12 protein-coding genes are annotated in these 6205 nt (G+C 67.8%); all 12 read left to right on the top strand.

The window, feature by feature from the left end:
• Positions 1 to 440: 440 nt before the first annotated feature.
• The 12 genes from rpsJ to rplN all read left to right on the top strand — a co-directional run bounded on the left by rpsJ (position 441) and on the right by rplN (position 6197).
• Positions 441 to 749: a 30S ribosomal protein S10 gene (gene rpsJ / locus AB0C36_RS31660; RefSeq protein WP_066889903.1), complete on the top strand. Its 309-nt coding sequence runs from the start codon at positions 441 to 443 to the stop codon at positions 747 to 749.
• Between the two features lie 14 nt (positions 750 to 763).
• On the top strand, positions 764 to 1408 hold the full coding sequence (gene rplC / locus AB0C36_RS31655) for a 50S ribosomal protein L3 (protein ID WP_358360825.1): 645 nt from the start codon (positions 764 to 766) through the stop codon (positions 1406 to 1408).
• 5 nt (positions 1409 to 1413) lie between these two features.
• Positions 1414 to 2097: a 50S ribosomal protein L4 gene (gene rplD / locus AB0C36_RS31650; RefSeq protein WP_358360823.1), complete on the top strand. Its 684-nt coding sequence runs from the start codon at positions 1414 to 1416 to the stop codon at positions 2095 to 2097.
• A complete protein-coding gene (gene rplW / locus AB0C36_RS31645; protein ID WP_358360821.1) occupies positions 2094 to 2420 on the top strand; it encodes a 50S ribosomal protein L23 in 327 nt (108 codons plus the stop codon). Before rplD ends, rplW begins: the two co-directional genes overlap by 4 nt.
• A gap of 34 nt (positions 2421 to 2454) precedes the next feature.
• Positions 2455 to 3291 carry a 50S ribosomal protein L2 gene (rplB, locus tag AB0C36_RS31640; RefSeq protein WP_358360819.1) on the top strand — a complete coding sequence of 279 codons (837 nt, stop codon included), beginning with the start codon at positions 2455 to 2457 and terminating at the stop codon, positions 3289 to 3291.
• Between the two features lie 11 nt (positions 3292 to 3302).
• On the top strand, positions 3303 to 3584 hold the full coding sequence (gene rpsS / locus AB0C36_RS31635) for a 30S ribosomal protein S19 (RefSeq protein ID WP_235054808.1): 282 nt from the start codon (positions 3303 to 3305) through the stop codon (positions 3582 to 3584).
• 45 nt (positions 3585 to 3629) lie between these two features.
• Positions 3630 to 3974 (top strand): 50S ribosomal protein L22, encoded by a 345-nt coding sequence (gene rplV, locus AB0C36_RS31630; RefSeq protein WP_231778761.1) that lies wholly within the window; start codon positions 3630 to 3632, stop codon positions 3972 to 3974.
• Entirely contained in the window at positions 3974 to 4825 is an 852-nt protein-coding gene (gene rpsC / locus AB0C36_RS31625) for a 30S ribosomal protein S3 (RefSeq protein WP_358360816.1), read from the top strand. The genes rplV and rpsC overlap by 1 nt, the downstream gene beginning before the upstream one ends.
• A gap of 5 nt (positions 4826 to 4830) precedes the next feature.
• Positions 4831 to 5250, top strand: a complete 420-nt coding sequence (rplP, locus tag AB0C36_RS31620; RefSeq protein ID WP_235054805.1) for a 50S ribosomal protein L16 — start codon at positions 4831 to 4833, stop codon at positions 5248 to 5250.
• The gene (gene rpmC, locus AB0C36_RS31615; protein WP_281469068.1) at positions 5250 to 5486 is read left to right on the top strand and encodes a 50S ribosomal protein L29; all 237 of its coding nucleotides are present in this window, start codon (positions 5250 to 5252) and stop codon (positions 5484 to 5486) included. The genes rplP and rpmC overlap by 1 nt, the downstream gene beginning before the upstream one ends.
• Positions 5483 to 5764: a 30S ribosomal protein S17 gene (rpsQ, locus tag AB0C36_RS31610; protein ID WP_269453204.1), complete on the top strand. Its 282-nt coding sequence runs from the start codon at positions 5483 to 5485 to the stop codon at positions 5762 to 5764. The genes rpmC and rpsQ overlap by 4 nt, the downstream gene beginning before the upstream one ends.
• Positions 5765 to 5828: 64 nt before the next feature.
• Positions 5829 to 6197, top strand: a complete 369-nt coding sequence (rplN, locus tag AB0C36_RS31605; RefSeq protein WP_235054803.1) for a 50S ribosomal protein L14 — start codon at positions 5829 to 5831, stop codon at positions 6195 to 6197.
• Positions 6198 to 6205 lie beyond the last annotated feature (8 nt).

The following is a 6205-nucleotide window of genomic DNA, read 5'->3' as shown; positions in this document are numbered from 1 at the left end:
CCCGCCGATCCCCCGGATCGGCGGGCGGGGCCTTGTTCCCAGGAAGATCGCACCCCCGTAAGGCGGGGAATAAACCTCGATTGGCCAAGCCGGTACCCCGTACTGCATACTGGTCAAGTTGCCCGTTCGGCCAAGGGATTTTTGTGCGCCTATCACGGTGCCGGATCCGCAAGGCTTGGGTGACATGAGGATTTGCCTCCCCGCCGCCCACCGCAGTTTGTGTGTGTGGACGTCTGGTGGCCGCATCGATGTCCGGCTGCTTGCCGCAGCAGCAAGGACAGTGCGACCCGCTACTCGGCACCCCGCCCCGCAAGGGGTTTTCAAGGGTGCCGTCTGAGTGGCAAGGCGACACGCCCGACCGCGGGGGTCGGACGCAAGACTTCCTCCCGCGCCAGCGGGGGTGATCCGCAGCGGTACGAGAGAAGGAAATCCAAGCAGCCATGGCGGGACAGAAGATCCGCATCCGGCTCAAGGCCTACGACCACGAGGTCATCGACTCCTCGGCGCGCAAGATCGTCGAGACGGTGACCCGTACCGGTGCGCAGGTTGCAGGCCCGGTGCCGCTGCCGACCGAGAAGAACGTGTACTGCGTCATCCGCTCGCCGCACAAGTACAAGGACTCGCGCGAGCACTTCGAGATGCGCACTCACAAGCGGCTCATCGACATCCTCGACCCGACCCCGAAGACGGTTGACTCGCTCATGCGTCTCGACCTGCCGGCCGGCGTCGACATCGAGATCAAGCTCTGAGGGACGCACCGACGATGACGAAGCAGATGAAGGGCATTCTGGGCACCAAGCTCGGCATGACCCAGGTCTGGGACGAGAACAACCGCGTCGTTCCGGTGACCGTTGTCCAGGCCGGCCCGTGTGTCGTGACCCAGGTCCGCAGCGCCGAGACCGACGGCTACAGCGCCGTCCAGATCGCGTTCGGCCAGATCGACCCGCGCAAGGTCAACAAGCCCCTGGCCGGGCACTTCGAGAAGGCCGGCGTCACGCCGCGCCGCCACCTGGTCGAGCTCCGCACCTCGGACGCCGCCGAGTACACCCTCGGCGACACCATCACCGCGGACGTCTTCGAGGCCGGCCAGAAGGTCGACGTCGCGGGCACCAGCAAGGGCAAGGGCACCGCCGGTGTCATGAAGCGCCACGGCTTCAAGGGCCTCGGCGCCTCGCACGGTACGCAGCGCAAGCACCGCTCGCCCGGCTCCATCGGTGGCTGTGCCACCCCGGGCCGTGTGTTCAAGGGCGTGCGCATGGCGGGCCGCATGGGCAACGTGCGCGTCTCCACCCAGAACCTGACCGTCCACGCCGTCGACGCCGAGAAGGGTCTCATCCTCGTGAAGGGTGCGATCCCGGGTCCGAACGGCGGCCTCGTCCTGGTCCGCACCGCGGCCAAGGGGGCGTGAACCACATGACCAGCATCGACGTTCTCTCGCCGGCCGGCGAGAAGACCGGGACCGTCGAACTCCCCGCGGAGATCTTCGGCGTCCAGGTCAGCATCCCGACGATCCACCAGGTCGTCGTGGCCCAGCTGGCCGCGGCCCGCCAGGGCACGCACAAGACCAAGACCCGTGGCGAGGTGCGCGGCGGTGGCCGCAAGCCGTACCGCCAGAAGGGCACCGGCCGCGCGCGCCAGGGCTCGACCCGTGCGCCGCAGTTCGCCGGCGGCGGCGTGGTCCACGGACCCCAGCCGCGTGACTACGCGCAGCGGACCCCCAAGAAGATGAAGGCCGCCGCGCTCCGCGGTGCCCTCACCGACCGGGCCGTCCACTCGCGCATCCACTGCGTGACCGCCGTGATCGAGGGCGACGCGCCGTCGACGAAGGCCGTCCGTACCCTGATCGGCAAGATCTCCGAGCGCAAGCACGTGCTCCTGGTCGCCGAGAAGGACGACACCGCCGCCTGGCTGAGCGCCCGCAACCTCCCGCAGGTGCACGTGCTCGACCCCGGGCAGCTGAACACCTACGACGTGCTCGTCTCCGACGACGTGGTCTTCACCAAGGCCGCTCTGGAACGGTTCATCGCAGGCTCGCCGCAGGGCAAGTCCGCGACCGCCGTTGCCACTTCGAGCGAGCTCGAAGGGAGCGACGCGTGAGCGAGAGCACGCAGGTCACCAGCAAGACCTTCACCGACCCGCGCGATGTGCTGCTGAAGCCGGTGATCTCGGAGAAGTCCTACGGGCTGCTCGACGAGAACAAGTACACGTTCATCGTGGCGCCGGACGCGAACAAGACCCAGATCAAGCAGGCTGTCGCCGCGATCTTCGGGGTCAAGGTCGCGAACGTGAACACGATCAACCGGCAGGGAAAGCGCAAGCGTTCCAAGACCGGTTTCGGCAAGCGCAAGGACACGAAGCGAGCGATCGTCACCCTGGCTGAGGGCGAGCGGATCGACATCTTCGGTGGACCCGTCGGCTGACGGCCGCTGATACGGACGAGGACTAAGAGAAGCCATGGGCATCCGCAAGTACAAGCCGACGACTCCGGGCCGTCGTGGCGCCAGCGTCGCCGACTTCGTCGAGATCACGCGGTCCACGCCGGAGAAGTCGCTGGTCCGCCCGCTGCACAGCAAGGGTGGTCGTAACAACCACGGTCGTGTGACGACCCGCCACCAGGGTGGCGGTCACAAGCGCGCGTACCGTGTCATCGACTTCCGTCGCAACGACAAGGACGGCGTGCCGGCCAAGGTCGCTCACATCGAGTACGACCCCAACCGCACCGCGCGCATCGCGCTCCTGCACTACGCAGACGGCGAGAAGCGCTACATCCTGTGCCCGAACAAGCTGCGTCAGGGCGACCGGATCGAGAACGGTCCGGGCGCCGACATCAAGCCGGGCAACAACCTCGCGCTCCGCAACATCCCGGTCGGTACGGTCGTGCACGCGATCGAGCTGCGTCCGGGCGGCGGCGCCAAGATGGCCCGCTCGGCGGGTGCGAGCGTCCAGCTGCTGGCGAAGGAAGGCGCGTTCGCGACCCTCCGTATGCCGTCGGGTGAGATTCGCATGGTCGACGTCCGCTGCCGCGCCACCATCGGCGAGGTCGGCAACGCCGAGCAGTCGAACATCAACTGGGGCAAGGCCGGCCGCATGCGCTGGAAGGGCAAGCGCCCGACCGTCCGCGGTGTGGCGATGAACCCGATCGACCACCCGCACGGTGGTGGTGAAGGCAAGACCTCCGGTGGACGCCACCCGGTGTCGCCGTGGGGCCAGAAGGAAGGTCGCACCCGCCGGCCGAAGAAGGCCAGCGACAAGCTGATCATCCGCCGCCGCAAGACGAACAAGAAGCGCTAGGAGCAGTCTCGATGCCGCGCAGTCTGAAGAAGGGACCCTTCGTCGACGGCCACCTCATCAAGAAGGTGGACGTTCAGAACGAAAAGGGAACCAAGAACGTCATCAAGACCTGGTCCCGCCGCTCGATGATCGTCCCGGCGATGCTGGGCCACACCATCGCGGTGCACGACGGCCGCAAGCACGTCCCGGTGTTCGTCACCGAGGCGATGGTCGGCCACAAGCTCGGCGAGTTCGCCCCGACCCGGACCTTCCGTGGCCACGAGAAGGACGACCGCAAGTCGCGTCGTCGCTGACCGACGGCCTAAGGAAACCGAACTGAGATGAACACGGAGACTCCAATGGAAGCCAGGGCCCAGGCGCGGTACATCCGCGTCACGCCCATGAAGGCTCGCCGGGTTGTCGACCTGATCCGCGGCGTCGACGCCGCCGAGGCGCAGGCGATCCTGCGCTTCGCGCAGCAGGCCGCGAGCGAGCCGGTCGGCAAGGTGCTCGACAGCGCCATCGCCAACGCCGGGCACAACCACAACCTGGACACGAACAACCTGTACGTGTCCGAGGCGTACGTGGACGAGGGGCCGACCCTGAAGCGGTTCCGTCCGCGTGCCCAGGGCCGGGCGTACCGCATCCGCAAGCGCACCAGCCACATCACCGTGGTTGTCGCCGAGAAGGAGAGGACCCGCTAGTGGGCCAGAAGGTTAACCCGCACGGGTTCCGCCTCGGTATCACCACGGACTTCAAGTCGCGCTGGTACGCCGACAAGCTGTACAAGGACTACGTCAAGGAAGACGTCGCCATCCGCCGGATGATGACGCAGGGCATGGAGCGGGCCGGCATCTCCAAGGTGGAGATCGAGCGCACCCGTGACCGCGTCCGCGTCGACATCCACACCGCCCGGCCGGGCATCGTCATCGGCCGCCGCGGCGCGGAGGCCGACCGAATCCGCGGCGACCTCGAGAAGCTGACCGGCAAGCAGGTCCAGCTGAACATCCTCGAGGTCAAGAACCCGGAGATCGACGCCCAGCTCGTCGCGCAGGGCGTGGCCGAGCAGCTCTCGTCGCGTGTCTCGTTCCGCCGTGCCATGCGCAAGGCGATGCAGACCGCGATGAAGGCCGGCGCCAAGGGCATCAAGATCCAGTGCGGCGGCCGCCTCGGCGGCGCCGAGATGTCCCGCTCCGAGTTCTACCGCGAGGGCCGCGTCCCGCTGCACACGCTGCGCGCGAACGTCGAGTACGGCTTCTTCGAGGCCCGCACGACCTTCGGCCGCATCGGCGTCAAGGTGTGGATCTACAAGGGCGACGTCAAGAACATCGCCGAGGTCCGCGCCGACAACGCCGCCGCGCGTGCGGGCAACCGCCCGTCGCGTGGCCCGGGCGGCAGCGACCGTCCGCGTGGCGGTGGCCGCGGTGGCGAGCGTCGTGGCGGAGGCCGCGGCGGACGTCCGCAGAACGAGGCGCCGGCGACCGAGTCGACCGACTCCGCCGCGCCGGCTGCCGAGGTCTCGACCCCGGCGCCCGAGACCGGAACGGAGGCCTGACCCCGATGCTGATCCCCCGCAGGGTCAAGCACCGCAAGCAGCACCACCCCAAGCGCGGTGGCCGCGCCAAGGGCGGTACGGAACTCGCGTTCGGCGAGTACGGCATCCAGGCCCTCGGCCAGGCGTACGTGACCAACCGGCAGATCGAGTCCGCCCGTATCGCCATCACCCGGCACATCCGCCGTGGTGGCAAGGTGTGGATCAACATCTACCCGGACCGTCCGCTGACCAAGAAGCCGGCCGAGACCCGCATGGGTTCCGGCAAGGGCTCGCCCGAGTGGTGGGTCGCGAACGTCAAGCCCGGTCGGGTGATGTTCGAGCTGTCGTACCCGAACGAGAAGGTGGCTCGCGAGGCGCTTCTGCGCGCCACGCACAAGCTGCCGATGAAGTGCCGGATTGTCCGGCGCGAGGCAGGTGAGGCGTGATGGCGGCCGGGACCAAGGCGTCCGAGCTGCGCGACCTGGCCGACGAGGAACTCGTCGCCAAGCTGCGTGAGGCCAAGGAGGAGCTGTTCAACCTCCGTTTCCAGGCGGCGACCGGGCAGCTCGAAAACCACGGGCGGCTCAAGGCGGTCCGCAAGGACATCGCCCGCATCTACACGCTGATGCGCGAGCGCGAGCTCGGGATCGTCAGCGTGGAGGAGACCGGAGGCGCGGCGTGAGCGAGAAGACTGAGATGACTGAGACGACCCGGGGATTCCGCAAGACCCGTGAGGGCCTCGTCGTCAGCGACAAGATGGACAAGACCGTCGTCGTCGCCGTCGAGGACCGCGTGAAGCACCCGCTCTACGGCAAGGTCATCCGCCGCACGAGCAAGCTGAAGGCTCACGACGAGCAGAACGCCTGCGGCGTCGGCGACCGCGTCCTCCTCATGGAGACCCGGCCGCTGTCCGCCAGCAAGCGGTGGCGCATCGTCGAGATCCTCGAGAAGGCCAAGTAGCGAGCGCCGGGCAGGCCCACTGTGAGGTGGGCCTGCGCCGCGACGTGACGATCAGGAGTTAGACGTGATCCAGCAGGAGTCGCGACTGCGAGTCGCCGACAACACGGGTGCCAAGGAGATCCTTTGCATCCGTGTGCTCGGCGGGTCCGGCCGGCGCTACGCGGGCATCGGGGACGTCATTGTGGCCACCGTCAAGGACGCGATCCCTGGTGGCAACGTGAAGAAGGGCGACGTGGTCAAGGCTGTCGTCGTGCGGACTGTCAAGGAGCGCCGTCGTGTCGACGGTTCCTACATCCGTTTCGACGAGAACGCCGCCGTCATCCTCAAGAACGACGGTGAGCCCCGTGGCACCCGCATTTTCGGCCCGGTCGGCCGTGAGCTGCGCGAGAAGAAGTTCATGAAGATCATCTCGCTCGCGCCGGAGGTGCTGTAAGCCATGGC

It is taken from the genome of Streptodolium elevatio (assembly GCF_040649515.1).
Lineage (GTDB): Bacteria > Actinomycetota > Actinomycetes > Streptomycetales > Streptomycetaceae > Yinghuangia > Yinghuangia elevatio.
Note: the sequence above shows the minus strand (reverse complement) of the source record. Positions and strands in the feature narration are given on the sequence as shown.

What these genes read in the sequence shown, in the direction of transcription:
- rpsS (WP_235054808.1), top strand. Translation starts at nt 3,303, where the DNA reads ATGCCGCGCAGTCTGAAGAAGGGACCCTTCGTCGACGGCCACCTCATC.
- rplC (WP_358360825.1), top strand. Translation starts at nt 764, where the DNA reads ATGACGAAGCAGATGAAGGGCATTCTGGGCACCAAGCTCGGCATGACC.
- rplP (WP_235054805.1), top strand. Translation starts at nt 4,831, where the DNA reads ATGCTGATCCCCCGCAGGGTCAAGCACCGCAAGCAGCACCACCCCAAG.
- rpsJ (WP_066889903.1), top strand. Translation starts at nt 441, where the DNA reads ATGGCGGGACAGAAGATCCGCATCCGGCTCAAGGCCTACGACCACGAG.
- rplV (WP_231778761.1), top strand. Translation starts at nt 3,630, where the DNA reads ATGGAAGCCAGGGCCCAGGCGCGGTACATCCGCGTCACGCCCATGAAG.
- rplB (WP_358360819.1), top strand. Translation starts at nt 2,455, where the DNA reads ATGGGCATCCGCAAGTACAAGCCGACGACTCCGGGCCGTCGTGGCGCC.
- rplD (WP_358360823.1), top strand. Translation starts at nt 1,414, where the DNA reads ATGACCAGCATCGACGTTCTCTCGCCGGCCGGCGAGAAGACCGGGACC.
- rpmC (WP_281469068.1), top strand. Translation starts at nt 5,250, where the DNA reads ATGGCGGCCGGGACCAAGGCGTCCGAGCTGCGCGACCTGGCCGACGAG.